The organism is Stenotrophomonas sp. STEN087 (assembly GCF_056759115.1).
The window spans coordinates 19,276-45,621 of the sequence record NZ_JBRRCR010000004.1 but is presented as its reverse complement, the minus strand read 5'-3'; the positions used below and the strand labels follow the sequence as shown (position 1 = coordinate 45,621).

The following is a 26,346-nucleotide window of genomic DNA, read 5'->3' as shown; positions in this document are numbered from 1 at the left end:
TGCCGGCCGCTGGCCGGCAACCCTGGCGCGAAGCCGAGCGTAGGCTCAGAGGGTAGCGGCGCGGGGCCCCCCCCCCGCCCCCCCACCCCCCCCCCCGCGCGCCCCCCCCCCCCCCCCCCCCCCCCCCCCCCCGCTACCGGATCAGGCCTTGCGGCGTTCGATCAGGTTCAACAGCGGCCCGGTCATCGCCGTGGTCACCAGCGCCATGATCACCAGCACCGCGAACAGGCGGTCACCCAGCAGGCCCAGCTCGTAGCCCAGGTTGAGCACGATCAGCTCCATCAGGCCACGGGTGTTCATCAGCACGCCGAGGCGCCAGGCTTCACGATTCTCCATGCCGGTGCTGCGCGCCGCACTCCAGGTGCCCAGCAGCTTGCCGGCCGTGGCCACCACGATGACCACCACGCACAGCAGGATGTCGCTGGTCTGCAATGCATCGGCGCGCATGCGCAGGCCGGTCATCGCGAAGAACAGCGGCAGCAGCAGGGTCGCCGCGAACGGTTCGACCTTGGCCACCAGCAGCTCGCGCAGCTGCGCGTTGGATGACACCGCCACGCCGGCCGCGAACGCGCCGAACAGCGTATGGATGCCCAGCACTTCGGTCACCAGCGCGCTGGCCAGCGACAGCAGCAGGATGCCGAGCAGCCAGCGCCCTTCGCGCCCGGGGGCGATCTGCTGGCGGGCGAGCCACGGCTTCACCGCCCCCAGCATCAGCGCGATGAACAGCACCACGCAGACCAGGTTGACGCTCGCCGACAGCCAGCCGGTCGCCTGCGCAGCGGCCACGATCAGCGCCAGCATGCACCACGCCGTGGCGTCGCCCAGCGCCGCACAGGCGATGGAGGTCTGCCCCAGCGGGGTCTGGGTGATGCCACGGTCGGCAAGGATGCGCAGCAGCACCGGGAAGGCGGTGATGCTCATCGAAATGCCGACGAACAGCGCGAAGGCAGTGAAGCCCACACCCTGCGGGCCGTGCTCGGGAAACAGCCAGATGGCCAGCCCCACACCCAGCACGAAGGGCACGGCGATGCCGGCATGGCTGACGGTGAAAGCGAATTTGCGGCGGCCACGCAGCGCGCCCAGGTCGAGCTCGGCACCGGCCACCAGCAGGAACATCAGCACGCCCAGCTGGCTGAGCATGCCCAGCGGCCCCAGCGACGCGGCCGGGAAAAGGGCCTCGTGCAGCTGCGGCAGCAGGCTGCCCAGCACCAGGGGGCCCATCATCAGGCCAGCGGCCATCTCGCCGATCACCGCCGGCTGGCCGAAATGCTTCAGCAGCGCACCCGCGCCCTTGGCCACCAGCAGCAGCACCAGCAGCTGCAGCAGGAACAGGCCCAGCGGCGATGCCAGGTGGTGGGCCCAGTCACTGCCGACCACGGCCTCGGCCTTGGCCGCCACTGACGGCACGCCCGGCCCGGCATAGCGCGCCAGCGCCAGGCCGACGGCCAGCGGAACCGCCGCCCACGCCAGGTAACGCCAACCCCATTTCATCGGCGGCACGCTGCCTCCGGTCTGTACGTCCATGAACATTCCCCAATGTGCAGGGGCCCGATGATACAAAATAGGGGACGGAGGGGATTAAGTCGTTCTGGGTCGCCGGGCATGGCCCGGCGCGGCCCGTCCCCGGTATCGCCGGGGCCGGCCCCGGCGGCAGCACAGGCCCCGGGCGGGTCCTGGGCGCCCGGGGTTGCGCCGCCGGACCGGGCGGCGGCGGGGGCGCAGCGTGGCCTCCCCCCCCCCCAAACCGGCCCGGGGTCGCGCGGGCCGGGCCCGGGCGGAAAGATCAGGCCAGGGCCTGCTCGTGGACGCCGGCGATGGCGCGGCCGGACGGGTCGGCGGCGGCGGCGAAGCTGGCATCCCAGGCGATCGCGGCCGGCGAGGAACAGGCGATCGACTTGCCACCCGGCACGGTTTCGGCCGCGGCACGGCTCGGGAAGAACTGCTCGAACAGGTGGCGGTAGTAGTACGCCTCCTTGGTCTGCGGCGGGTTGTGCGGGAAGCGCTTGTCGGCCGCTGCCAGCACGCGGTCACTCACCTGCGCTTCGGCGTGCGCCTTCAGGCCATCGATCCAGCCGTAGCCGACGCCATCGCTGAACTGCTCCTTCTGCCGCCACAGGATGCTGTCGGGCAGGTAGCCATCGAAGGCCTCGCGCAGCACCGCCTTTTCGATGCGGCGGCCACCGAAACCGGCGCCGACCATCTTGTGCGCGGCATCGAAACGCATCGCCACGTCGAGGAACTCGCGGTCGAGGAACGGCACGCGCGGCTCCACGCCCCAGGCCATCATCGACTTGTTGGCACGCAGGCAGTCGTAGTTGTGCAGGGCATCGAGCTTGCGCACCAGTTCCTGGTGGAATTCGCGCGCATCCGGCGCCTTGTGGAAGTACAGGTAGCCACCGAAGATCTCGTCGCTGCCCTCGCCGGACAGGACCATCTTCACGCCCATCGCCTTGATCCGGCGCGCCAGCAGGAACATCGGCGTGGAGGCACGGATGGTGGTGACGTCGTAGGTTTCGATGTGGCGGATCACTTCCGGCAGCACGTCCAGGCCTTCCTCGAAGCTGTATTCGAAACCGTGGTGGACGGTGCCCAGCGCTTCGGCAGCGATGGCGGCAGCGGCCAGATCGGGAGAGCCCTTCAGCCCGATCGCGAACGAGTGCAGGCGCGGCCACCAGGCTTCGCTCTGGCCGCCATCCTCGATGCGGCGGCGTGCGTAACGCGCGGCCACGGCGGCCACCAGCGATGAATCCAGGCCACCGGACAGCAGCACGCCGTACGGCACGTCGCTCATCAGCTGGCGCTCGACCGCCTGTTCGAAGGCCTGGCGCAGTTCGGCCAGGTCGGCCTGGCGGCCTTCCACGTCGGCGTATTCGCGCCACGGCTGCCGGTAGTAGCGCACCAGCTCACCGCTGGCGCTGTCGTAGTAGTGGCCCGGCGGGAACTGCGCGACGTCGGCGCAGGAATCCACCAGCGCCTTCATTTCCGAGGCCACGCGCAGGCGCCCCTGCGCATCGTGGCCCCAGTACAGCGGCACCACGCCGACCGGATCGCGGGCGACCAGCACTCGGCCGGCATCCCGGTCCCACAGGGCGAAGGCGAAGATGCCGTTGAGCTGTTCCAGCCACTGCGCCGGCGAGCCGCCCTGGCGGTACAGCGCGTTGATCACCTCGCAGTCCGAACCGGTCTGGAAGTCATACGCGGTGGTCAGCGCGGCCTTCAGGGCCTGGTGGTTGTAGATTTCGCCGTTCACCGCCAGGGCGAGCTGGCCGTCGGCCGACAGCAGCGGCTGCGAGCCGCCGGCCGGGTCGACGATGGCCAGGCGCTCGTGGACCAGCAGCGCGCCTTCGTCCAGGTACACGCCGCTCCAGTCCGGGCCGCGGTGGCGCTGGCGCTGCGACAGTTCCAGCGCGTGGCGGCGCAGGGCGGGAAGATCGTCACCGGCCTGCAGGCCGAAGATTCCGAAGATCGAACACATGGGTGGCGCTCCTGTTGTGGGGGATTACACGGGGGGAAGGTGTTCGACCGGCCAACCAGGCCCGGGAGGGCTGCGCCCGGGCACAAAAAAACCCGCATCGGCCGATGCGGGTTTTCTGGTGTCCGGGCGTATGTTGCTTCTATCTACCCAGGGCGCAGTCCCGCATCGGCCGCGCACGATTGCGCGCACGGTTATTCCCGCGCAGATTATTGCGGTTGGAATTGTTGACGGCGGTGGCCAGGTGGATCGACATGGCACTGACCGTATCGCGGTTTCTGGGGCCGTGCAACAGTTGCGTTGGCAACCACAGGAGCCGTGCCGACCAACGGTCGGCACCCACCAACTGCGGGGTCGCCACTGTGCCGACCAACGGTCGGCACCCACCAACTGCGGGGTCGCCACTGTGCCGACCAACGGTCGGCACCCACCCGGGCGGGATTGCGGGGTTACACCAGCAGGCGCTCCACCAGCCGCTGGTACAGGCCCGGCAGGGCCTCCAGCTCGTCCACGCGCACGTTCTCGTCCACCTGGTGGATGCTGGCGTTGACCGGCCCCACTTCGATGCACTGTGCACCCAGCGGTGCGATGAAGCGCGCATCGGAGGTGCCACCGCCGGTGCTTTCTTCCGGGGCACGGCCGATGTGTTCGGCCAGCACCGCACGCGCGGCCGCACGCAGCGGGCCTTCCGGGGTGTAGAACGGCTCCCCGCTGCGGTGCCACTTCAGCGTGTACTGCAGGCCGTGCCGGTCCAGCAGCGCGCTGATCTCCGCTTCCAGCTTCGGCGCATCCCAGTGCGGGTTGTAACGGATGTTGAAATCCAACTCCAGCTCGCCGGGAATCACGTTGTTGGCGCCGGTGCCGGCATGGATGTTGGAGATCTGCAGGCTGGTCGGCGGGAAGCTCTCATAGCCCTCGTCCCAGCGCCGCGCACTCAGTTCGGCCAGCGCCGGCGCCGCCTGGTGGATCGGATTGCGCGCCTTGTCCGGGTAGGCCACGTGGCCCTGCACGCCCTGCACGCGCAGCTTGGCCGACAGGCTGCCGCGGCGGCCGACGCGCAGCAGGTCGCCCAGCGTCACCGTCGACGAAGGCTCGCCGGTGATGCACCAGTCGATGCGCTGGCCACGCTCGGAGAACAGGCGCGCGACATGGCGCACGCCGTCGATGGCATCGCCTTCCTCGTCGCTGGTGAGCAGCACGGCCAGCGTGCCGGCATGGTCAGGATGCGCGGCCACGAACTGCTCGGCGGCGATGACGAAGGCCGCCACGCTGCCCTTCATGTCGGCGGTGCCACGGCCGTACAGCACGCCGTCGCGGATCTCCGGGGTGAACGGATCGCTCTGCCACGCCTCGCGCGGGCCCGGCGGCACCACGTCGGTGTGGCCCAGCAGCACCAGCACCGGTGCGCCGCTGCCGTGGGTCGCCCACAGGTTGTCGACCTCGCCCAGGCGCAGATGTTCGCACTGGAAACCAGCCTGCTGCAGGCGCACGGACAGCAGCGCCTGGCAGCCCGCATCATCCGGCGTCACCGACGGCCGCGCGATCAGGTCGCAGGTCAGGCCGAGGACGGCGCTCACGCGCCACCCACGCCGAAGCGTGCCTTGAAGCCGTTGTCACTGAAGCCCTGGCTGACCGTGCCGTCGGCGGTCACCACGACAGGGCGCTTGATCAGCTGCGGGTATTCGCGCAGCAGCAGTTTCCACTCGGCATCCGAATCAGCCGCCTTGCGGTTGTCCGGCAGCTGCCGCCAGGTGGTGGACGACTTGTTGACCATCGCGGCCAGGCCGCCCAGCTGCGCGGCCCACTCCAGCAGGGTTTCCGGGCTGGGTTTGTTGTCGCGGTAGTCGACGAAGGTGTACGGCACGCCGAAGCGGTCCAGCCACTTGGTCGCCTTCTTGCAGGTATCGCAGTTCTTCAAACCGTAGACAGTGGTGCTCATGGCCATCTGTGATGCAGGAAAACAGAGGGCCAGAATCTCACAACAGGCGCTCGGACACGACCCGGAACGGCACCGCTGGCAGGCGCAGGGCCAGCCCCTCGGCCAGGTCCACGCCCATCGCCTGCAGGCGCGGGCAATTTGGCTCGCCCTGCAGCTGCAGCGTGCAGCTGGGTGATGTCCACCGGCAGATCGATGCGGGTGCTGGCCCAGCGCTGGTCGCAGGTGCGGGCAATGGCCTCGTCCTGGCAGGTCAGGAAACGCAGCAGGTCCGGATGCCCGCCGAAAGCGGCGGTCCATGCATCAGCCGCAGGACCTTCGGCCGCGCGCTACTGCAGGTGCAGGCCCGGGGCACTGCCCTGCCCGCCTTCGATCAGGGTGTGTCCACCGCCATCGGCGCGCACCACATGCTCGAAGCGCGTGGACAGATGCGGCTGCATGGCATCGCTGAACGCGCGCGCGCCGGCCACGAAGGCCAGCTGGTCCATCACGTTGCGGTCGAACAGCACCACCGGCGCTCCCTGCGCAGCGTCGTCGCGACGCAGGTACCAGCGCCAGTTGCTCTGCCGTGGCGAGGGCATCAGCGCACGCAGCGGTCCGGCCGCACGCGGGCCGAAGTGGCCGTGGCGGTAGCTGAGGATCGTGTAGGGCGTGCGCCCTTCATGCACGACGTAATGATGGCCGGGGGGCGGCGGCGGCGCGTGCCGCACATCCACCCACCAGCTCACGTAGACCACATCGCGCACGTCACTGGCCAGCATGGGCATCGGCCAGCGCCGCGACAGCGCGCGGCGCAGCCGGGTCCACCCTGGGGCATGCAACAGGCGCGGCAGCACCCGTCCGAACAGGCTGTCGGACGGATGCCGGTAGATCGCCGACGGCGCCAGGTCCTCCGGCGCAGTCACCTTCAGTCGGCCAGGCCGCGCAGCAGGTCGTTCACGCTGGTCTTGCTGCGGGTCTTGGCATCGACCTGCTTGACGATCACCGCGCAGTACAGCGAGTGGGTGCCGTCCTTGCTCGGCAGCGAGCCGGACACCACCACGCTGTACGGCGGGATGTAGCCGTAGGTGATCTCGCCGGTGGCGCGGTTGTAGATGCGGGTGCTCTGGCTGAGGAACACGCCCATGCCGATCACGCTGTGGTGGCCGACGACCACGCCTTCCACCACTTCCGAACGCGCACCGATGAAGCAGTGGTCTTCGATGATGGTCGGGCTGGCCTGCAGCGGCTCAAGCACGCCGCCGATGCCGGCGCCGCCGGACAGGTGGCAGTGCTGGCCGATCTGCGCGCAGGAACCGACGGTGGCCCAGGTATCGACCATGGTGCCTTCGCCGACGTAGGCGCCGATGTTGGTGAAGCTCGGCATCAGCACCACGTCCTTGCCGAAGTAGGTGCCGCGACGGGCGATCGCACCCGGCACCACGCGCACGCCGCCGCGACGGAACTTCGCTTCGTCATAGCCGGCAAAGCGCGATTCGACCTTGTCCCAGAACGGCGCCGGGCGCGCGTCGACCACGGCCATGTCGTTGACACGGAAGTACAGCAGCACGGCCTTCTTCAGCCACTCGTTGACCTTCCAGCCACCGTGGCCGTCCGGCTCGGCGACGCGGAATTCGCCGGTTTCCAGGCCATCGATCACGCGGTTGACCAGCGGACGGGTGGACCCTTCCAGCTCGTGCAGGGTCAGCGTGGCGCGGCGCTCGAAGGCGCTTTCGATGCCGAACTTCAGTTCTTCCACGCCCGGCACCGGCGGCTTGCGCAGCGACTTGCGGGCGATGGTTTCGGCGCGTGCGGCTTCAGCGCTCTTGGCCGGGGCCTTCTTCGCGACCGGCTTCTTCGCAACAGCGGCCTTCTTCACCGGTGCCTTGGCCGGGGCGGCCTTCTTCGGTGCGGCAGTCTTCTTCGCCGCTGCGCTCTTGGCGGTCGCAGCAGTCTGACCAGCCTTCGGCTGTTGTGGAACTTTCTTTACAGGCTTGGTGGCCATCAGGTGGGGTCTCCGGCGTTTCGATCAGGGTCCAGGCAGGCCAGCATTGCGTCATGCAGCTGCTGCCGGGCGGGTTCGGTCAGGGGGAGGTCGTGTTCGTCACTGATCACGAAGGTGTCTTCGGCGCGTTCGCCGAACGTGGCAATGCGCGCGTCATGCACGCGCAGGCCCTGGTTGCGCAGCACGAACGCCACGTCGGCCAGCAGGCCGGGGCGGTCGGGTGCGACCAGGGCGAATCGGGTCGCGCCGGGTTCATCGCGGAACTCGATGCGCGGGGCGAAACGGAAGTGGCGCAGCTGGCGGGGCACCACACGCCGCGACGGGCGCAGCAGGGTCAGGTCACCACCCAGCGCTTCGCGCAGCGCGGCCTCCAGGTTGGCGCTGCTGCCATCGGCGAAGGTGTCGGCCGGGCTCACTTCGAAGGTATCGAAGATGGTGTCCGACGGGCCATCCAGCACGCGTGCGCGATGGATGCCGTAGCCCTTGCGGTCCAGGGTCATCACGATCGCAGCGAACAGGCCATCGCGGTCGGGCGAGTGCACGAACACTTCCAGCGCAGGGTCGTCCACGCTGATCCGGCGCACCTTCACCAGGGTGTGGCCCTGCTTGATCGGTACCAGCGCCGAGGCCTGCCAGGCCAGCTGTTCCGGGCGCAGGCGCATGAAGCCCTCGTCGGGCATCACCGCGAACTGTCGGTCGATGGTGGCATCGTCGTAGCCCTGCTCGCGCACCAGCGCGCGCACGCTGTCGCGCGCCTCGGCCACGCGTTCGGCGGCCGGCATCGGGTGCTCCAATCCATCGCGCAGCGCGCGCCGGGTGGCGAAGTACAGATCGGCCAGCAGCCGGTCCTTCCACGCGTTCCACAGCTTGGGGCTGGTGCCGGCGATGTCGGCGCAGGTCAGCAGGTACAGGTAGTCCAGGCGGTCGCGGCTGCCGACCAGGGTAGCGAAGCGATGGATCACCACCGGATCGGCGATGTCCTGCTTCTGCGCGGTCACCGACATGCGCAGGTGCTGCTCCACCAGCCAGGCTACCAGTTCGGTATCGCTGCCGCTCAGCGCATGGGCGTGGCAGAACGCACGCGCGTCCACCGCCCCCAGTTCGGAATGGTCGCCGCCGCGGCCCTTGGCGATGTCATGGAACAGGCCGGCCAGCAGCAGAAGTTCGGGCTTGCGCAGGCGCGGCCAGACTTCGTGGGCGATCGAGAAGCGTTCGTCGGCACGGCTGCTGGCGAACAGGCCGATGTTGCGCAGGACCATCAGCGTGTGCTGGTCGACCGTGTACACATGGAACAGGTCGAACTGCATGCGCCCGCTGACCTGGGCGAAGGCGGGAATCCACTGCCCGAGTACGCCCAGCCGCGCCATGCGTGACAGCGTGTCGACCGGACGCTGGCCGCGCAGCAGGGCCATGAACTGTTCGCGGGCATTGGCATCGGCGCGGTCGTAGGCCGGCAGCAGCGGCAGCGCCTCGGCCAGCGCGCGTGCGGTCAGCGAATGCAGGCCGCGAATCTGCGGGTTGTTGGCCCAGCTGGCGAACAGGGCGAATACCTGGCCGACGTCACCGCACGGCCACTCGGTATCGTTGGCGGCCAGATAGCCGCGGCGCAGCGAAAAGCCCACGGTGAGGGGTTCAGGCTGCGCCTCGCCATCGAACTGTTCCTCGAAGCGCTGCAGCAGGCGGTCGCTGATCCGGCGCACCACCAGGGCGGCGCGGTAGAAGCCCTGCATCATCTTCTCGACGCCCAGGTTCTCAGCGTCGTCTTCGAAGCCCAGGCGCGCGGCCAGGGTCTTCTGGTAATCAAAGCGCAGGCGCTCTTCCGGGCGGCGCGCCACCAGGTGCAGGCCGAAACGCAGGCGTGCCAGCACCGCGCGCTCGCGCTTCAGTGCGGCCGCTTCATCGGCGCCCAGGTGGCCCAGTCCGACCAGCGCTTCCAGGTCACGCACGCCGAAGGCGCGCAGCGCCATCCAGCCCAGCGTGTTGAGGTCGCGCAGGCCGCCGGGGCCGTCCTTCAGGTCCGGCTCCAGGTTGTCGGCGGTATCGCCGAAGCGCTGGTGGCGGTTGCGCAGCTCTTCCAGCTTGGCCAGGAAGAAGGTGCGTGCCGGCCACAGTTCGCGGTCGTCGATGGCCCCGCGCAGCGCGCGCCGGGCCGCATCGTCGGCCACGATCGGGCGGGCTTCGATCAGTGCGGTCAGCACGGTCTGGTCGGCGGCAGCCTCGCGGCACTGCGCCGCCGAACGCACGGCATGGCTGACCGCCAGGCCGCAGTCCCACAGGAGTGCGAACAGGCGCGACAGTCCGGCCTCATGGGCCAGCTGCGCAGGCGCATCACCGAACACCAGCAGGTCGATGTCCGAGCGCGGGAACAGTTCACCGCGGCCGTAGCCACCCACCGCGAACACCGACAACCCGCTGCCGGCCGGCACGCAGCGCTGCCAGGCCAGGCGGATCAGATGGTCGGCTGCGCGCGCGCGCAGCGCGATCAGGCGCTCGATGTTGTCGCCCTGGTCGAAGCGTCGGTACAGGCGCGCATCGGCCTGCTGCAGCGCCTGCCGTGCGGCAGACGCCCATTCGGGATCCTCGAGCGAATCGGCCGGCGCGTCCAGCAGTGAACCCGCCGGCAGCATCGTCAGGAGACCTGCGATTCGCCCGGCGACAGGGTCAGCACGTCCACGCCGGTCTCGGTGACCGCGATCATGTGCTCCCACTGCGCCGACAGCTTGCGGTCCTTGGTCACCACGGTCCAGCCGTCCGGCAGCACCTTGTTGTAGCGGGTGCCCTCGTTGATCATCGGCTCGATGGTGAAGGTCATGCCCGGCTGCAGCACCAGGCCCTGGCCCGGGCGGCCGTAATGCACCACCTGCGGCTCATCGTGGTAGACCTTGCCGATGCCGTGGCCGCAGTACTCGCGCACCACGCTGAAACGCTCGCCTTCGGCATAGCTCTGGATGGCATGGCCGATGTCGCCCAGGGTCGCGCCCGGACGCACCGCGCGGATGCCGCGCCACATCGCTTCGTAGGTGGCTTCGACCAGGCGGCGGGCCATCACCGACGGCGTGCCGACGAAGTACATGCGGCTGGTATCGCCGTGCCAGCCGTCCTTGATGACGGTGACGTCGATGTTGATGATGTCGCCGTCCTTGAGCACCTTCCCTTCGCTGGGGATGCCGTGGCAGATGACATTGTTGACCGAGGTGCACACGCTCTTGGGGAAGCCGCGGTAGCCGACGTTGGCCGGCGTGGCGCCCTGCACGTTCACGATGTGGTCGTGGCAGATGCGGTCCAGCTCCTCGGTGGTGACACCGGGCTTGACGTGGGGGGTGACGATGTCGAGCACTTCGCTGGCCAGGCGGCCGGCGATGCGCATCGCCTCGATTTCCTGCGGGGTTTTCAGATTCACGCTCATGGCACCCATTATCGCCGATCCGGCCGCAATCTGAACGAACGCCACCCAACTGGGCGTACTGACGATGCACGGATCCGGCAAGGACCGTGAAAACGTGACCCACCCCGCGCTTTGTCAGACGCAAATATCACTGAATACAGACACTTACCCGGCCTAGGCTGAACGGGGCCGTCGTCAACGCGGCTCAGAACGTGCCCCACCTTCCTGTTCAACAGACCCTCGGGTCAGGGAGGTTGTCCATGCGATCTGCAGTCCGTTCCCCGCTCACCTGGGCTGTGGCCCTGCTCCTGGCCGGCCCCGCAACGGCTGCCGACACCACGACCTTCAACGTCCTGCTGACGATCAACAAGGCCTGCACGATCACCGCAGCGGCCGCGACCAACGTCAACTTCGGCGCCGCAGATGCCAGCTCCACCACCCCGCTCAATGCCCAGGGCACGCTGACCGCCCAGTGCAGCGTGACCACCCCCTACACGATCGCGCTCAACGCCGGCCTCAATGCCGGTACCGCAGCCGATGTGACCACGCGACGCATGCGCAACACCGATACCGGGGTGACCGCCAACAACTTCGTCGGCTACCAGCTGTACCAGGACGCCGGCCACAGCGTCGTCTGGGGCTCCACCACCGGAACCAACACCCAGGCAGCGACCGGCACGGGCGCCAACCAGGTCTACCAGGTCTACGGCCAGGTGGCCAACCCGAGCGTCAACAACGCCGCTCCGGGCGCCTACCAGGACACCATCACCGCCACGATCACCTATTGAGGTGGCGCTGATGGTGCTGCGTACCGACCGCTGGCTGCGGATGCTGGCGTGGGCTGCTTTGGCCCTGCCCGCGAGCACCTGCCTGGCCGCCAGCCTGCAGGTGTCTCCCACCCAGTTCGAACTGCGGCCGCAGCAGAACGCCGAGGCGCTGTGGATCAGCAACAGCGGCACCGAAACGGTGCAGGTGCAGGTGCGCGTCTTCCAGTGGCAGCAGGCAGACGGCCGTGACCAGTTGACGCCGACCGAGGCGCTGCTTGCCAGCCCACCGATGCAGGCGCTGGCCGCCGGCCAGCGCCAGCTGATCCGACTGGTGCGGGCAGACGAAACCGCACCCGCCACGCAGCAGGCGTACCGCGTGATCGTCGATGAAATCCCCGCCTACGACCCCACGCGGCAGGGCATGCAGTTCGTCCTGCGCTATTCGATTCCCGTCGTGGTGCAGCCTGCCGGCAAGCCGCCCGCGCCCCTGCTGTCCGCACGGCTGGTGCAGGACGGCACGGCGCAGGCGCAGCTGGAGGTCAGCAACAGCGGCCAGGGCCAGGCCCAGATCGCCGATCTCGGCCTGGTCGTGGCCGGCCGCCGCACGCCGGTGATGGATGGGCTGGTGGGATACGTGCTGCCAGGCCAGACCATGCGCTGGCCCTTGCAGCCGCCGCCTGCGCAGCTGCAGGGCGGCACCTTCAGCGCGAGGATCAACGGTGGCTCGGAGCCGACGCCATTGCCCGCCACGCCGCCGGCTCGCTGAGGCCTGCGTGCTGGCCTGCTGCAGCGGCATGGTGTCGCTTTCAGGGCAGGCGCTGGCCCGTGATGCGGGCGCCGAGGCCATGGACGTTGCTGCCGATGCGCTGTTGCCGCCCCCCACGCCGCTGACCGCCAGCCAGGCGCTTTACCTGGAAACCACCCTGAACCAGGCGCCGCGCGGGCTGCTGCGTTTCGATGAGCTGGGCGGACGGTTGCAGGCACCGGCGGCGACCCTGCGCCAGCTCGGCTTCCCCGTGCAGGGCGAGAGCCCGGTCTACCTGGACCAGATCGCCGGCGTTGTCGTGCACTACGACGCCGGCCTGCAGATCCTGGACCTGCAGGTTCCGCTGAACCTGCTGCAGCTGCCCACCGCCCGGCTGGGGCGCAGCGAACAGGGTACTCCGGCCGCGCAGTCGTCTCCCGGCATGGCGTTGAACTACGACGTCTATGCCAGCCACAGCGACGGACTGGGCAATCTCAGCCTCAATACCGACGTGCGCCTCTTCGGCGTCGGCCGCGGCAGCCTGCGCAGCACCGGCCTGATGCGCACCTACCAGCTGCCCGGTGAAGGCTGGCAGCACGAATCCGTCAGGCTGGACACGAACTGGCGCCTGGATCTTCCGGACCAGGCCCTCAGCCTGACCGTGGGCGACTTCTACAGCGGATTCCTCGAGTGGTCGCGCCCGGCCCGCATGGCCGGCATCCAGATCGGGCGCAATTACGGGCTGCAGCCCTACCGTGTCCTCACCCCTACCCCCTCGTTCCTGGGTGAAGCGGTGGTTCCCTCCAACGTCGAGCTGTACGTCGATGGCCTGCGCCAGTACGGCGGGCAGGTTCCCGTCGGCCCCTTCCAGCTTGCGACGCAGCCGGGCATCAGCGGCACCGGCACGGCGCAGGTGGTGGTCACCGATGCGTTCGGCCGCATGCAGACGCTGGACTTTTCGTTCTATGGCACCCAGCAGCTGCTGGCCGCCGGGCTGTCCGACTGGTCCGCCGGCATCGGCCGCCTGCGCCGCGACTTCGGCATCCATTCGTTCCGCTACGACAGCGACACGGTCGCCAGCGCCACCCTGCGGCGCGGCATCAACAACCAGTTCACCCTCGAAGCCCATGCCGAAGGCGGTGGCGGCGTCCTCAATGCGGGCCTGGGCGGGGCGTGGCTGCTGGGCAGGGGCGTGCTCAGTGCCAACTGGAGCGAAAGCCAGGATGGCCAGCGCCGGGGCCGGCAGTACGGAATGGGCTACAACTGGAACAACCGCCGGTTCAACGTGAACCTGGCCAGCCGCCGCACCTCCGGCGACTACCGCGACCTGGGCAGCCTGCAGGACAGCCTGCCACCGCGCGTCAGCGAGCAGGCCAGCTTCGGCGTGGATCTGCAGCGGCTGGGCACGGTCAGCCTGAGCTACCTGAGACTGGACCAGGCGTTGCCGGTGCTGGCTGCACCGCAACCGGCACCCGATCCCGGCCTGCCCTACACCCGCACGCGCTACCTCAGCCTGTTCTGGTCGCGCAGCTTCGGCCGCTGGAATGCGTACCTGTCCGCCACCCAGGACATCGACCAGCGGCAGAACCGCAGCATCTACCTGTCACTGGGCACCCGCCTGGGCGAGGACCGCCAGGCCACGCTGGCGGTGCAGCGCAATGGCGACGTCGACCGCGCCAGTGCCGAAGTGATGCGACCCGTAGCCGGCGATGGCAGCCGCAGCGGGCCGGGCTGGCGCCTGCAGGCGCGCGACGACGGCGGGCTGGCGGAAATCGGCGCGCTGGGCAGCCACGGCCGCTACTCTGCCGGGCTGTCCCGCGATGCCGGCCAGACCTTCGCCTATGGCAACGCCAGTGGCAGCCTGGTGTGGATGGCGGGCAGCGTGTTTGCGGCCCGCGAGGTCCCCGACGCATTCGCGGTGGTGTCCACCGGTCGGCCGGGCATCCCGGTCACGCTGGAAAACCGGCCGGTCGGGGTGACCAACCGCAACGGGCTGTTGCTGGTGACGCCGCTGCTGTCCTGGCAACGCGACCGGTTGGGCATCGACACCCTCGACCTTCCGGCGGACATGCGTGCCGAACGGGTGGAGACCTTTGCCACCCCGCGCCAGGGCGCCGGCATGCGGGTGGATTTCAAGCTGGTGCACAGCCGCGGCGCGATGCTGACCCTGCTCGACGAACACGGCCAGCCGCTGCCACTGGGCGCGCGGATCAGCGGCGCGGGCGCCACCCCGACCGTGGTGGGCCACGATGGCCAGGCTTGGGTTGAGTTCACCGGCGAGCCGCCGCGGCTGCTGGTCGAAAGCGAACGCGGACGCTGCCATGTGCAGATGCCGGCCAACACCTCGCGCCGCTCGCCGCCGCTGCGCTGCCTGCCGGAGCCTGCGCCGTGAGCCGCGTGCTGCTGCTGTTGCTGTTGTGCGGCCTGGCCACGCTGGCGTTCCCGGCGCGCGGGGCCACCACCTGCACGCTGTCCAGCCCGACCCTGGCTTTCGGCCCGGTGTCCAATGGGCTGGTCGATACCAGCACCACCTTCAGCGTGACCTGCACCACCGGCGCGGTCGCACTGCTCGCCAATGCGCGCGTGACCTTCTGCCTGGGGCTGCCGGCGGGGAGCGGTGGTACCGCCATTTCTCCGTGGCGCACGATGGCCAACAGCTTCGGCGACCGGCTGAATTACCAGATCTACAGCGATGCAGCGCGGACCGCGGTGATCGGCAGCAGCGCAGCGACCAGCCCGACCTGGGTGAGTTACCAGATGCAGTATCCGGTGCCCTTGCTGGGCGGCTCCGGCACCGCCTCATTCACCTTGTACGGGCGCTACCCCGCCAACCAGGTGCTGTCGGCAGGCGCGTTCAGCAGCGCCCTGGCCGCCACCTTCCAGTACGCCTACAACGAGCCGCTGCTGGGCACCCCGCCCTTCCCTACCTCCTGCCTGCAGATACCCCCTGCGGTGACCGGCAATTCGAACCTGCAGGCGGCGGCCATGACCCTGACCGCCACGGCGACGGTCAACCCGGCTTGCGGCGCCTATGTGACCGCGCCAATGAATTTCGGCGTGAACACCGGCACGGTTGTCGCGAACATCGACCGCACCGCCGTCTTCAGCCTGACCTGCGTCAACCGCAGCCCGTTCCAGATCGGGCTGGACAACGGCACCCATGCCGATGGATCCGGCAACCGGCGAATGCGGGTCGGCAGCAGCGGCGCCCTGCTGCCCTACGAGCTTTACCGCGACGCGGCACGCACCCAGCGCTGGGGCAACGTGCTGAACAGCACCACGGCCAGCGGCACGGGCACCGGCGCAGCGCAGAACCTGACCATCTATGGCCGCGTGCCCCCTGCGGCGGGCACGTCGACACCGCCTGGCGCCTATTCGGACACCATCACCGTCACCATTACCTATTGAGGCGGCACGACGGGCTTCAGACCTGGGCGGCGGCGCCGATACCGACTGCATTGCCCCGGTGCCGCCCATGTCCCTTCCGCGCCTGATCTCCCTGGCCTGTGCCGCCCTGACCGCGTTTGCCGCCGCAGCCAGCGACGCTGCCCTGTCCGACGCCGCCGGCGTCGATCCGGTCCCTGCGCAGGCGGGCGTGGCGGTAACCCTTCGCATCCATGCACCGGGCACGGCACAGCCGCCGCTCCAGCGCAGCGATTCCGCCGGCGGGCGGGCGGAGCAGATCCAGGCGCTCAGTCCACCACCGCAGGAAGGTGACGCGGTGCCCGGCGTTGTGACGATCACCTACTGATGGGACGGGTCACGCTGCTGATGCTGCTGTGCGTGCTGCTGGCCGCCCCGGCCCAGGCGCTGCAGCTGTCCCGGCATGGCGTTGAACTCCCGGCCGGAGACAGCAACGACGCGCTGTGGCTGATCAACGACGAGACCACCGAATGGACCGGGCATGCCACGGTCTACCGCTGGGACCAGCCGGGCCAGGGCGACACCCTGCAGCCGGCCGACGATCTCGCGGTGAGCCCGGCGCAGCTGCGCATCGCCCCGGGCCAACGGCAACGCCTGCGGATCGTGCGGCTGGGCCCGGCACCGGACCGGGACGAGCGCGCCTACCGGCTGCTGATCGCGCCGCAGGCCGGGGCACCGCCTGGCCGCGCCGAGCGCCATTCCCTGCCCGTTTTCCTGCAGCCGGAGGCCCCGGCCCGGCCGCTGGCGCTGCAGGCCACCCTGCAGGCCCGGCCGGGGCAGCCCGCGCGGCTGAGGCTCTACAATGGCGGCAACCTGCACGCACGGCTGGCTGGCTGACCTGAGCTTCATCGATGCGCAGGGGCACGACCATCTCCTGCTGCCCGGGCTGGCCGGCTATGTGCTGGCCGGCAGCGGAAGCAGCTGGCTGCTGCCCCCGCGGGACGGCGGCTATGCCGGCGGCCGGTTCCGCGCCCGGCTGGCCGATGGCAGCGAGGCCGTCCTCGCGCCCACCCCTGCCATTGCGCCAGCGGCCCTGTCCGGACTATAATCCGCCGGATGTCCTGCCGCCCTGTGCGCGGAACACCGTCCACGCCGTACGTCATCGGCGAATCCACACTTGTTGCCCCCATCCGTGCCGGGGTGCTCCGCAAGGAGTTCGGCCACGGAGGCAACAGGGAAGCCCAACCCCGGAACCATCAGCGCTTCCACGCGTCCCGCATACCTATCCCGCGGGCGGAATCGCCGGTTCCCCATCAGGAGTATTGCAATGCCCCAGGTCACCATGCGTCAGATGCTGGAAGCCGGCGTCCACTTCGGCCACCAGACCCGCTACTGGAACCCCAAGATGGCTCCGTACATCTTCGGCGCCCGCGGCAAGATCCACATCATCAACCTGGAAAAGACCGTCCCGCTGTTCAACGACGCGATGAACTTCATCTCGTCGGTTGCCCAGAAGCGCGGCACCGTCCTGTTCCTGGGCACCAAGCGCAGCGCCCGCGAAACCATCCGTGAAGAAGCCGAGCGTTGCGGCATGCCGTTCATGAACCAGCGTTGGCTGGGCGGCACCCTGACCAACTTCCGTACCGTCAAGCAGTCGGTTGCCCGCCTGAAGGAACTGGAAGCCGGTGAATCCGACGGCACCTTCGAGAAGCTGGTCAAGCACGAAGTGCTGGGCCTGCGTCGCGAGCGCGACAAGCTGGAAGCCTCGCTGGGCGGCATCAAGGACATGAACCGTCTGCCGGACGCCATCTTCGTGATCGACATCGGCCACGAAGACATCGCGATCAAGGAAGCCAAGAAGCTGGGCATCCCGGTCATCGCCGTGGTCGACACCAACTACAACCCGGAACTGGTCGACTACGCGATCCCGGGCAACGACGACGCCATCCGCGCTGTGCAGCTGTACGCCCGCGCCGCTGCCGACGCCGTGCTGGAAGGCAAGGCTGCTGCTCCGCACGCTGCTTCGGTGCGTGAAGAAGAGTTCGCCGACGCCGCTGCTGCCGAAGAAGGCAAGCCGGCCCGTCGCGCACCGGCCAAGAAGGCTGCTGCTGACAAGGGCGAAGCCCAGGCCTGATCCAGGCCCCCGGTGGGCGCCCTGCGCCCACCTGTCCTGACCGCTGCCACTGGCGCGGCGACCGGACACTGTCACACGGGCCGGCCACCATGCCGGCCCAACCCCTTTCTTTCGTGAGGTAATCCCGTGGAAATCACTGCTTCCCTGGTCAAGGAACTGCGCGAGCGCACCGGCGCCGGCATGATGGAATGCAAGAAGGCGCTGACCGAAGCCGGCGGCGACATCAACGCCGCTGCTGAAGCCCTGCGCAAGTCGGGCGCCGCCAAGGCCGACAAGAAGGCTGACCGCGTGGCCGCTGAAGGCCGTCTGGGCCTGGCCCAGGACGGCGGCAAGGCCGTGCTGGTCGAGATCAACTCGGAAACCGACTTCGTTGCCAACGACGTCAACTTCAAGAACTTCGTCGATTCCGTCGCCGCTGCCGCCCTGGCATCGGGCGCCGTTGACGCCGAAGCCCTGAAGACCGCCAAGCTGGCCTCCGGCGAAACCGTCGAAGAAGCCCGCGCCACCGCGATCCAGAAGCTGGGTGAAAACATCCAGATCCGTCGCCTGGTCAAGGTCGACACCACCGGCAACGTCGGTGCCTACGTCCACACCAACGGCAAGGTCGGCGTGCTGGTTGACCTGATCGGCGGCGACGTCGAGCTGGCCCGCGGCCTGGCCATGCACGTGGCTGCGCTGAAGCCGCCGCACAACAAGGCTGCCGATGTGCCGGCCGAGTTCGTGGAAAAGGAAAAGGAAATCGAACTGGCCAAGATGTCCGAGAAGGACAAGTCCAAGCCGGCCGACATCCTGGAAAAGATCATCGCCGGCAAGATCAACAAGATCGTCAGCGAAGTGACCCTGTACGGCCAGACCTACGTGCTGGGCGACACCACCGTCGAGCAGGTGGTCAAGGCCGCCGGCGCCGACGTGGCTGGCTTCCAGCTGCTGGTCGTCGGTGAAGGCATCGAGAAGGTGGTGGAAGACTACGCCGCCGAAGTTGCCAAGGCGATGCAGGTCTGATTCCAGCCCACCGGCTGCGAAACGACCAGAAGGAGCCGCGGGAAACCGCGGCTCTTTTTTTATGCCCGTGGGCCTGTAGACCTGTGGGTGCGCACCGCTGGTGGGCCCACCCCAGCCCGCTGTGGGTGGGCATCGCGGGTGCGCACATCCAGAACAAGGATCTTTGCGTTATCCGCCATTCAAGCCGATACTCGACACAGGGGAATACGCAATCGCATAACAGGAACAGAAGTCGCAGACTGTGATGTATCCCTAGGTATTCTTGTCCTAATGGAATTGAACGATCCGACATGCCTCCTGAGCTGACTGCTGCCCTGGCGCTGTGCCGCAACCTGCCCTCGCCTCCCGGTATTGCCCTGCGCATCATCGAACTGGCCCAGGACCCGGAAGCGGACATCGCCACCGCCGCCGACATCATCGCCATCGACATGGCGCTGAGCGCTCGCATGCTGCGCATCGCCAACTCGCCGCTGTATGCCAGCCGGCGCCGCATCGAGAACCTCGGCCAGGCACTGACCATGCTCGGCCTCAACGCCACCATCAGCCTGGCGCTGGGCTTCACCGTCACCCAGGGCCTGACCGGTGGCAGCGGCGCAGACCACGACCTGCGCCAGCGCGCCTGGAAGCGCAGCATCCTCAGCGCCCTGGCCGCCAGCCAGCTGGGCCAGGCCCGCGGCCTGCGCCGGCTGGAAGAGCTGATGCTGGCCGGACTGCTGCAGGACATGGGCGTGCTGTGCCTGGCCCAGGCCGAATCCGAGCGCTACCTGCCCCTGCTGCGCGAAGCCGGCGGCAACCTGGACCTGCTCGCCCGCGAACGCGAGGAACTGGGCTGCACCCACGCCGACGTCGGCGCCTGGGTGGCCGAACAGTGGGGCCTGCCGCGATACCTGGTGGACAGCATCCGCCTGAGCGAGTCCGAGCCCACCACCGATAATGCGTTCCAGGCCTGCGTACAGCTCTCAGGCGCGGTCGCCGACATCTGGCTGGACGAGGATGCCGACGGCGCGCGCGAACGCGCCCTGCACGAGGTCCACGAGCGCCTGCAGCTGGACAGCGCGGGCTTCGACCAGGTGCTGGCGCGCATCAGCGACGCGCTGCCGGACATCGCCAGCCTGTTCGAGACCGGCCTCAGCTCGCCCTCCCGCGTGCGCGAGCTGATCGACCACGCGCAGGAACTGACCACCCTGCGCAACCTGCGCGAAATGCAGGATGCCGAGCAGGCGCGCCGCCGCGCCGACGAATTCGAGGCGCGGGCCAAGCGCCTGGCCGACCAGGCCCACCGTGACGCCCTCACCGGCGTGCTCAACCGCCGCCAGCTGGAAACCGTGCTCGACCAGGAGTTCCAGCGCGCCGGCCGGCATGGCTGGCCGCTGTCGGTGGCCTTCATCGACCTGGACGATTTCAAGAAGATCAACGATGCCCACGGCCACCTGACCGGTGACGAGGTGCTGCGCGTGTTCGCCAGCAAGCTGCAGGGCCAGCTGCGCAACAGCGACACCGTGGCCCGCTTCGGCGGCGAGGAATTCGTGGCGCTGCTGCCGAACACCAGCGAAGCGACGGCCCTGGACGTCATCCGCCGCGTGCTGGCCAGCATCGTCTCCACCCCGATGGTCGAGCTGGAGGGCGGGCCGCTGTTCGTGACCTTCTCCGCCGGCGTGGCCACCCAGGGCGGTTACGAGCGCTTTGCCGGCGTGCAGGACCTGCTGCGGGCGGCCGATGACGTGCTGTACCGTTCCAAGAACCTGGGCCGTAACCGCGTCATCGCGCGCTCGCCCGGCGAACTGGGGCATGATGAGCTGTCTGCCACCGCAGGCGCCGAACTGGGCTGAACCCGCTGCCCCGGCTGAACGGGGCAGTGCGGCCTTCTGCGCCGCAGTGCACAAAATGCTTTGGCCGCGCGCCGCATGCGCGTAGAATCCCCCGCGATTTCCACGCTCACGAGGTCCATATGTCCAAGCTCGCCTATCGCCGCATCCTTCTGAAACTGTCCGGGGAGGCGCTGATGGGAGATGAGGACTACGGCATCGACCCGAAGATCATCAACCGCCTGGCCCGTGAAGTGATCGAGGCCCAGCAGGCGGGCGCCGAAGTGGCGCTGGTGATCGGCGGCGGCAACATCTTCCGCGGCGCCGGCCTGGCCGCAGGCGGCATGGACCGCGTCACCGGCGACCAGATGGGCATGCTGGCCACGGTCATCAACGCCCTGGCCATGCAGGACGCGCTGGAGAAGCTCGGCGCCAAGGCCCGCGTGATGAGCGCCATCAAGATCAACGACGTGTGCGAGGACTACATCCGCCGCCGCGCCATCCGCCACCTGGAAAAGGGCCGCCTGGTGATCTTCGCCGCCGGCGTCGGCAGCCCGTTCTTCACCACCGACTCGGGCGCTGCCCTGCGCGCGATCGAGATCGGCGCGGACCTGCTGCTGAAGGCCACCAAGGTCGATGGCGTGTACGACAAGGACCCGAACAAGCACAACGATGCGATCCGCTTCGACAGCCTGAGCTACGACGAAGTGATCCGCCGCGGCCTGGAAGTCATGGATACCGCGGCCTTCGCCCTGGCCCGTGACAGCGACCTGCCGATGCGCGTGTTTGACATGGGCCAGCCGGGCGAGCTGCTGAAGATCCTCGGCGGCGCCAACATCGGCACCCTGGTCCAGGGCCGCGATCCGGCCTGAGCCTGAGCGGCAGGCGTGCTGCGGGCCGATCCAGGCCCGTCAGCGTCCCGTATTCGCCTATAATCGCCCGATTCCAGTTACATCCAGGACCCGGGCGATGCTCAACGACATCAAGAACAACGCGCAGACGCGCATGGCCAAGAGCATCGACGCTCTGAAGCACACCCTCACCTCGATCCGCACCGGGCGTGCCACTCCCGCCCTGCTGGACCGCGTCACGGTCAATGCCTACGGCAACGCCAGCACCCCGCTGAACCAGGTCGCGTCGATCTCCAACGCCGATGCCCACTCGCTGCTGGTCACGCCCTTCGACAAGAGCATGATCAAGGAAATCGAGAAGGGCCTGTACAACCACGAGTTCACCCCGAACACGCTGGGCGCGGCCATCCGCATCAACATGCCGCCGCCGACCGAAGAGCGCCGCAAGGAGCTGGCCAAGCAGGTGCAGAAGGAGGGCGAAGGCGCCAAGATCGCCATCCGCAACATCCGTCAGGACGCCAACAAGGAAGTGGCCAAGCTGGTCAAGGACAAGGCGATCAGCGAGGACGAGAAGAAGCGCGGCGAAGACGACATCCAGAAGCTGACTGACAGCAGCATCAAGGACGTCGACAAGGTCGTCGCCGACAAGGAAAAGGAACTGTTGTCGGTCTGAAGTCGATGCCTTCAGTCCCGCCTCCGTTGCCGGCCGCCCTGCCCCGCCACGTCGCCATCATCATGGATGGCAACGGGCGCTGGGCACAGCAGCGCCGCCGCCCGCGCGTGATCGGCCACCGTGCCGGGGCGCGCGCGGTCAACCGCACCATCGACCGTTGCCTTGAACTGGGCATTCCGGCGCTGACCCTGTTCGCGTTCTCCAGCGAGAACTGGGGCCGCCCGCAGGAAGAAGTCGATGCCCTGATGAAGCTGTTCCTCGGCGCCCTCGACCGTGAAGTGGACGAGCTGCATCGCCGTGGCGTACGCGTGCGCTTCATCGGCGAACGCGAGCGCTTCGGCGCCGGGCTGGTCAGTCGCATGCAGCTGGCCGAACAGCGCACCGCCGACAACACCACGCTGACCCTGTCGATCGCCGCCAGCTACGGTGGCCGCCAGGACATCGCCCGCGCCGCCCGTGCGCTGGCCGCGGAAGTGGCTGCCGGCCGGCTGCTGCCCGAGCAGATCGACGAATCGCTGCTGGGCCGCCAGGTCGCCCTGGCCGACCTGCCGCCGCCGGACCTGTTCATCCGCACCGGTGGCGATACCCGCATCAGCAACTTCCTGCTGTGGCAGCTGGCGTATACCGAGCTGTGGTTCACCGAGGCGCTGTGGCCGGACTTTGATTCCGAGCAGCTGCAGCAGGCGCTGGACGCCTACGCCGGCCGTGAACGCCGCTTCGGCCTGACCAGCGCCCAGATCGCCGCCCTGGCCACCGAGACGCCCAGCCCATGACCAAGACCCGAGTTCTCGCCGCGCTGATCATGGCGCCGGTGGCCATTGCCGCGATCCTGCTGCTGCCTACCCAGTGGCTGGCTGCCGCCGCCGCCGCCGTGTTCCTGATCGGCCTGTGGGAATGGCTGAAGCTGGCCGGCATCGAAGATACCCTCGCCCGTACCGTGCTGCTGGTGCTGAACCTGCTACTGATGGTGCTGATGGTCTGGGCCGATGGCAGTTCGCTGGTGCTGTTCCAGCTGGCGACCCTGGTTGGCGTGGCCTGGTGGCTGGCCGCCCTGGTCTGGCTGCGCTTCTTCACCTTCGGCGCGCAGCCGGGCAGTCCCGCCCGCATCTTCAAGCTGCTGGCCGGCACCCTCGCCATCGTCCCGGCGTGGGCCTCGCTGGTGCTGATCCATGCCGGCGGCGATCCGCCGGGCCACAACGGCCACCTGTGGCTGCTGGCCGCGCTGGCGCTGGTGTGGGCCGCCGATTCGGGTGCCTATTTCGCCGGCCGCCACTTCGGCAGGCACAAGCTGGCCCCGCGCATCAGCCCCAACAAGACCTGGGAAGGCCTGTTCGGCGGCCTGCTGGCCGGTGTCGCCGTGGCCGTCGGCCTGGGCTGGCTGGCCGGCGTGGACGTCGCGCACCTGCCGGGCCTGCTGGTCACCTCGGTGGTGGCCGTGTTCGCCTCGGTGCTGGGCGACCTGTACGAAAGCCTGATCAAGCGCCATGCCGGCGCCAAGGATTCGGGCCACCTCATTCCTGGCCACGGCGGCGTGCTGGACCGCGTCGACGGTGTGCTGGCTGCCCTGCCGGTGTTCGCGCTGGGCAAGGAAATCTTCGGATTCTGACCATGGATGCTGTTGCAGACCTGCGCCGGGTCGCCGTGTTCGGCGCCACCGGCTCGATTGGCGCCTCCACGCTGGACGTGATCGCCCGCCACCCGCAGCGCTACCAGGCCACCGTGCTCGCCGCCGGCCGCCAGGTGCAGGCGCTGCTGGCGCTGTGCCGCCAGCACCGGCCCGCGCACGCGGTCATCGCCGATGACAGCCTGTACACCGAGCTGCGCGACGGCCTGCGCGACGCGGGTCTGGCCACCGAGGCCCACGCCGGCGCTGCCGCCCTGGACCAGCTGGCCGCCAGCGATGCCTGCGACACCGTGGTGGCCGCCATCGTCGGCGCCGCCGGCCTGTCCTCGACCCTGGCCGCTGCCGCCGCCGGCAAGCGCATCCTGCTGGCCAACAAGGAATCGCTGGTGCTGGCCGGCGAACTGCTGACCCGCACCGCCGAGCGTGCCGGCGCCGAGATCATCCCGATCGACAGCGAGCACAGCGCGATTTTCCAGTGCCTGCGCTCGCGCGATGCCAGCCTGGACGGGGCCGGCGTGCGCCGGATCCTGCTGACCGCCTCGGGCGGCCCGTTCCGTGGCCGCAGCCGCGCCGAACTGGAACAGGTGACTCCGGCCCAGGCTGTTGCCCACCCGAAGTGGTCCATGGGCCCGAAGATCTCGGTCGATTCGGCGACGTTGATGAACAAAGGCCTGGAAGTGATCGAGGCGCACCACCTGTTCAAGGTGCCCGGCGAGCGCATCGAGGTGCTGGTCCACCCGCAGAGCCTGGTCCATTCGCTGGTCGAGTTCGTCGACGGCTCGACCCTGGCCCAGCTGGGCCTGCCGGACATGCGCACCACCCTGGCCGTGGGCCTGGGCTGGCCGCAGCGCATCGAATCGGGCGTGTCCGGGCTGGACCTGCTGGCCCAGGGCCGGCTCGATTTTGAAGCCCCCGATACCGAGGCCTTCCCCTGTCTGGCCCTGGCCTGGCAGGCGATGCAGGCCGGCGGCACCGCTCCGGCGGTGCTGAACGCGGCCAATGAAGAGGCCGTTTCAGCGTTTCTTCAGGGCCGGATCGGTTTCCTGAGCATTCCCGCGCTGGTTGCTAACGCTCTTTCAACACTGCCGACCGAAGCAGCCGATACACTGGACGGCCTGTTGTCCGCCGACCAGCGGGCCCGCCAGTTGACCCTGAACGCCATCGACGCCGCCTGAACGCCACGCCCATACCGCATGACGCCGCTGCCATTGCCCGCCACCGTGAGCCTGCATGACTGACTTCATCGGATCGGTCTGGTGGATGATCGTCAGCCTCGGACTGCTGGTCACCTTCCACGAATTCGGGCACTACGCGGTGGGCCGCCTCTGTGGGGTGAAGGTGCTGCGCTTCTCGGTCGGCTTCGGCCGCCCGCTGTGGTCGCGCCGCGACAAGCACGGCACCGAGTTCGCCATCGCCGCCCTGCCGCTGGGCGGGTATGTGAAGTTCCTCGACGAGCGCGAGGTCGAGGTGCACCCGCATGAGCGCGGGCAGGCCTTCAACCACAAGACCGTCTGGCAGCGCATCGCGATCGTTGCCGCCGGCCCCATCGCCAACCTGCTGCTGTGCATCCTGCTGCTGTGGGCGATGTTCGTGATCGGCAAGCAGGATTATTCGGCCACCATCGGCCGCACCACCGGCATCGCCGCCAGCGCCGGCCTGGCCAGCGGCGACCGCGTGCTGCGCGTGGACGACCGCGACGTGGTCACCCTGGGCGATGCCAGCATGGCCCTGACCGCGGCGGCGATGGACCGGCGTGACGTGACCCTGGAGGTGCTGGACAGCAGCGACCAGGTGCGCAACCGCACGCTGCCGCTGTCGCAGCTGCCGGCCGGCTTCGATGAACGCCGCGTGCCGAGCCTGGCCGGCCTGCAGTGGCAGGCATCGCTGCAGCCGGCGCAGGTGGACAGCCTGACCGCCGATTCGGCCGTGGCCGGCCTGCTGCAGCCGGGTGACCTGATCGTGGCCATCGATGGCCAGCGCATCGAAGGCGCCGACCAGGTCAGCGCGCAGATCCAGGAACTGGGCCGCCGTGGTGGCCCGGGCATGATCGAAGTGCTGCGCGGTGGCGAGCGCCTGGCGCTGGAAGTGACCCCGCGCGCGGGCAAGGACGGCCAGGGCAAGCCGGTCTGGCAGATCGGCGTGGGCTTCTCCGGCGCGTTCAGCCCCGCCTACGACACCCTGATGCGCTACGGGCCGCTCGATGCGGTGACCGTGGCCGTGCGCGAAACCGGCCGACTGGCCTCCGATTCGCTGGGCATGATGGCCCGCATCGTCACCGGCAAAGCCTCGCTGCAGAACGTTTCCGGCCCGGTCACCATCGCCCGCGTGGCCAATGTTTCGGCCAAACGCGGCCTCGATTGGTTCCTGCAGTTCCTTGCGCTGCTGTCGCTGAGTCTGTGCATCATCAACCTGCTGCCGATTCCCATCTTGGACGGCGGGCACCTGCTGTATTACCTTATCGAGTTGGTCAAGGGCAGCCCGCTGAGCGAGCGTGCCATCGCCGCAGGTCAGTACATCGGCCTTGCGTTGCTGGCCGGGCTGATGGGGCTGGCGTTCTACAACGACATCCTCGGCCTGGTCCCGCGATGAACTTTTCCACGTTTTT

23 protein-coding genes and 1 pseudogene are annotated in these 26,346 nt (G+C 68.8%); 16 read left to right on the top strand and 8 right to left on the bottom strand.

What is annotated here, in order from left to right; all coding sequences use genetic code 11:
• Positions 1 to 141 precede the first annotated feature (141 nt).
• The 8 genes and pseudogenes from ACVOK1_RS02045 to map all read right to left on the bottom strand — a co-directional run bounded on the left by ACVOK1_RS02045 (position 142) and on the right by map (position 10,798).
• On the bottom strand, positions 142 to 1,530 hold the full coding sequence (locus tag ACVOK1_RS02045; RefSeq protein WP_481560924.1) for a cation:proton antiporter domain-containing protein: 1,389 nt from the start codon (positions 1,528 to 1,530) through the stop codon (positions 142 to 144).
• 253 nt (positions 1,531 to 1,783) lie between these two features.
• Positions 1,784 to 3,475, bottom strand: coding sequence for an asparagine synthase B (gene asnB / locus ACVOK1_RS02040; protein WP_108768318.1), 1,692 nt, complete (start codon positions 3,473 to 3,475; stop codon positions 1,784 to 1,786).
• A gap of 446 nt (positions 3,476 to 3,921) precedes the next feature.
• Positions 3,922 to 5,049 carry a succinyl-diaminopimelate desuccinylase gene (dapE, locus tag ACVOK1_RS02035; protein WP_481560923.1) on the bottom strand — a complete coding sequence of 376 codons (1,128 nt, stop codon included), beginning with the start codon at positions 5,047 to 5,049 and terminating at the stop codon, positions 3,922 to 3,924.
• Complete coding sequence (locus ACVOK1_RS02030; protein ID WP_174213496.1) at positions 5,046 to 5,417, bottom strand: arsenate reductase; 372 nt, start codon at positions 5,415 to 5,417, stop codon at positions 5,046 to 5,048. The genes dapE and ACVOK1_RS02030 overlap by 4 nt, the downstream gene beginning before the upstream one ends.
• A 31-nt stretch (positions 5,418 to 5,448) precedes the next feature.
• Positions 5,449 to 6,313: pseudogene (locus ACVOK1_RS02025) on the bottom strand (hypothetical protein).
• 2 nt (positions 6,314 to 6,315) lie between these two features.
• Complete coding sequence (gene dapD, locus ACVOK1_RS02020; protein WP_481560922.1) at positions 6,316 to 7,392, bottom strand: 2,3,4,5-tetrahydropyridine-2,6-dicarboxylate N-succinyltransferase; 1,077 nt, start codon at positions 7,390 to 7,392, stop codon at positions 6,316 to 6,318.
• Positions 7,392 to 10,019, bottom strand: coding sequence for a [protein-PII] uridylyltransferase (locus ACVOK1_RS02015; protein WP_481560921.1), 2,628 nt, complete (start codon positions 10,017 to 10,019; stop codon positions 7,392 to 7,394). Before ACVOK1_RS02015 ends, dapD begins: the two co-directional genes overlap by 1 nt.
• Before the next feature lie 2 nt (positions 10,020 to 10,021).
• A complete protein-coding gene (gene map, locus ACVOK1_RS02010; protein WP_108747792.1) occupies positions 10,022 to 10,798 on the bottom strand; it encodes a type I methionyl aminopeptidase in 777 nt (258 codons plus the stop codon).
• A gap of 239 nt (positions 10,799 to 11,037) precedes the next feature.
• Between map and ACVOK1_RS02005 the strand changes: the two genes are divergently transcribed.
• From ACVOK1_RS02005 to rseP, 16 genes are all read left to right on the top strand, one after another.
• Complete coding sequence (locus tag ACVOK1_RS02005) at positions 11,038 to 11,565, top strand: Csu type fimbrial protein (protein WP_313145963.1); 528 nt, start codon at positions 11,038 to 11,040, stop codon at positions 11,563 to 11,565.
• A 10-nt stretch (positions 11,566 to 11,575) separates the two neighbouring features.
• Positions 11,576 to 12,310 carry a fimbrial biogenesis chaperone gene (locus tag ACVOK1_RS02000; RefSeq protein WP_481560920.1) on the top strand — a complete coding sequence of 245 codons (735 nt, stop codon included), beginning with the start codon at positions 11,576 to 11,578 and terminating at the stop codon, positions 12,308 to 12,310.
• 28 nt (positions 12,311 to 12,338) lie between these two features.
• Positions 12,339 to 14,681, top strand: a complete 2,343-nt coding sequence (locus ACVOK1_RS01995) for a fimbria/pilus outer membrane usher protein (RefSeq protein ID WP_481560919.1) — start codon at positions 12,339 to 12,341, stop codon at positions 14,679 to 14,681.
• Positions 14,678 to 15,697: a Csu type fimbrial protein gene (locus tag ACVOK1_RS01990; RefSeq protein WP_481560918.1), complete on the top strand. Its 1,020-nt coding sequence runs from the start codon at positions 14,678 to 14,680 to the stop codon at positions 15,695 to 15,697. Before ACVOK1_RS01995 ends, ACVOK1_RS01990 begins: the two co-directional genes overlap by 4 nt.
• A gap of 67 nt (positions 15,698 to 15,764) precedes the next feature.
• Entirely contained in the window at positions 15,765 to 16,040 is a 276-nt protein-coding gene (locus tag ACVOK1_RS01985) for a hypothetical protein (protein ID WP_481560917.1), read from the top strand.
• Positions 16,040 to 16,549, top strand: a complete 510-nt coding sequence (locus ACVOK1_RS01980) for a fimbrial biogenesis chaperone (protein WP_481560916.1) — start codon at positions 16,040 to 16,042, stop codon at positions 16,547 to 16,549. Before ACVOK1_RS01985 ends, ACVOK1_RS01980 begins: the two co-directional genes overlap by 1 nt.
• Positions 16,515 to 16,760: a hypothetical protein gene (locus ACVOK1_RS01975; protein WP_481560915.1), complete on the top strand. Its 246-nt coding sequence runs from the start codon at positions 16,515 to 16,517 to the stop codon at positions 16,758 to 16,760. The genes ACVOK1_RS01980 and ACVOK1_RS01975 overlap by 35 nt, the downstream gene beginning before the upstream one ends.
• Positions 16,761 to 16,979: 219 nt before the next feature.
• The gene (gene rpsB / locus ACVOK1_RS01970; protein ID WP_108768308.1) at positions 16,980 to 17,786 is read left to right on the top strand and encodes a 30S ribosomal protein S2; all 807 of its coding nucleotides are present in this window, start codon (positions 16,980 to 16,982) and stop codon (positions 17,784 to 17,786) included.
• A gap of 126 nt (positions 17,787 to 17,912) precedes the next feature.
• Complete coding sequence (tsf, locus tag ACVOK1_RS01965) at positions 17,913 to 18,788, top strand: translation elongation factor Ts (RefSeq protein WP_108768307.1); 876 nt, start codon at positions 17,913 to 17,915, stop codon at positions 18,786 to 18,788.
• A 290-nt stretch (positions 18,789 to 19,078) separates the two neighbouring features.
• Complete coding sequence (locus ACVOK1_RS01960; protein WP_481560914.1) at positions 19,079 to 20,617, top strand: sensor domain-containing diguanylate cyclase; 1,539 nt, start codon at positions 19,079 to 19,081, stop codon at positions 20,615 to 20,617.
• Between the two features lie 119 nt (positions 20,618 to 20,736).
• Positions 20,737 to 21,465 carry a UMP kinase gene (gene pyrH / locus ACVOK1_RS01955; RefSeq protein ID WP_481560913.1) on the top strand — a complete coding sequence of 243 codons (729 nt, stop codon included), beginning with the start codon at positions 20,737 to 20,739 and terminating at the stop codon, positions 21,463 to 21,465.
• Between the two features lie 97 nt (positions 21,466 to 21,562).
• On the top strand, positions 21,563 to 22,117 hold the full coding sequence (frr, locus tag ACVOK1_RS01950; protein WP_108768305.1) for a ribosome recycling factor: 555 nt from the start codon (positions 21,563 to 21,565) through the stop codon (positions 22,115 to 22,117).
• Positions 22,118 to 22,122: 5 nt separating this feature from the next.
• Positions 22,123 to 22,890, top strand: coding sequence for a polyprenyl diphosphate synthase (uppS, locus tag ACVOK1_RS01945; RefSeq protein ID WP_481560912.1), 768 nt, complete (start codon positions 22,123 to 22,125; stop codon positions 22,888 to 22,890).
• Complete coding sequence (locus ACVOK1_RS01940) at positions 22,887 to 23,723, top strand: phosphatidate cytidylyltransferase (protein WP_313053089.1); 837 nt, start codon at positions 22,887 to 22,889, stop codon at positions 23,721 to 23,723. The genes uppS and ACVOK1_RS01940 overlap by 4 nt, the downstream gene beginning before the upstream one ends.
• Positions 23,724 to 23,725: 2 nt before the next feature.
• Complete coding sequence (locus ACVOK1_RS01935; protein WP_481560911.1) at positions 23,726 to 24,916, top strand: 1-deoxy-D-xylulose-5-phosphate reductoisomerase; 1,191 nt, start codon at positions 23,726 to 23,728, stop codon at positions 24,914 to 24,916.
• Between the two features lie 55 nt (positions 24,917 to 24,971).
• On the top strand, positions 24,972 to 26,330 hold the full coding sequence (gene rseP, locus ACVOK1_RS01930) for an RIP metalloprotease RseP (RefSeq protein WP_481560910.1): 1,359 nt from the start codon (positions 24,972 to 24,974) through the stop codon (positions 26,328 to 26,330).
• The last annotated feature ends 16 nt before the right edge of the window (positions 26,331 to 26,346 follow it).